Source organism: Vibrio sp. 2134-1 (genome assembly GCF_033339495.1).
Genome location: NZ_JAWOUS010000375.1, coordinates 1 through 734, shown reverse-complemented (window position 1 = coordinate 734; position 734 = coordinate 1). Strand labels below are relative to the sequence as shown.

The following is a 734-nucleotide window of genomic DNA, read 5'->3' as shown; positions in this document are numbered from 1 at the left end:
CAAGACCTCAAGCTGTTCGTTACGTGCAAAGTCCCCATCAAGAACAATAACCCGACTGAAAGCGAACTCCAGCAGCTCGCACAGCTTCGCACGAAGGTCGAATCATCGCTTCAAACCGTTGGTCTGCGTCCCCGCACAATGACGGCGGTGAACTACATCCGGATCATGAGCACCATCCTGAATTGGGGGCCGGATGCTTCATGGCGACATGACTCTGTGGATTGGGAGATGGATAAGCCCATCTGCGAGCAAATCTTCGATTACGGCACTGATGTGGAAGTCAGCAAGAACGGCATCAGGCTGGGGGACTACCACGCGAAAGTCATGTCAGCGAAAAAGCTGCCTGACGTTTTCTACTTTGGTGATGCGTTGACCTATGCCGGGGATCTCAGCGGCGGCAACTCCAGCATCAAAGAAAACTACATGGTTGTGACCAATGTGTTTTTCCCTGAGGCAGAAAGCACGAAAAACACTCTGGAGCGCAAACGCCAGTTCACTGTAAACCAAGCCTACGGGCCGATGCTCAAATTCGTGCCGGTGCTGGCGGACAAAAAGGAGAGCTTCGACACTCTCTATGAGTCCATGAAAGAGGGGGCTAAGCCAGTCAAGATCACCTACTCGGTGGTTTTATTTGCTCCAACCAAAGAACGTGTTGAAGCGGCGGCGATGGCCGCACGAAACATCTGGCGTGAATCTCGGTTCGAGCTGATGGAGGATAAGTTCGTTGCTCTGCC

At 52.7% G+C, this 734-nt stretch carries 1 protein-coding gene; it reads left to right on the top strand.

Annotated features, from left to right (window positions below):
• On the top strand, window positions 1–734 hold a 734-nt coding region (locus R7R78_RS26075), incomplete at both ends, for a TraC family protein (RefSeq protein WP_225474608.1).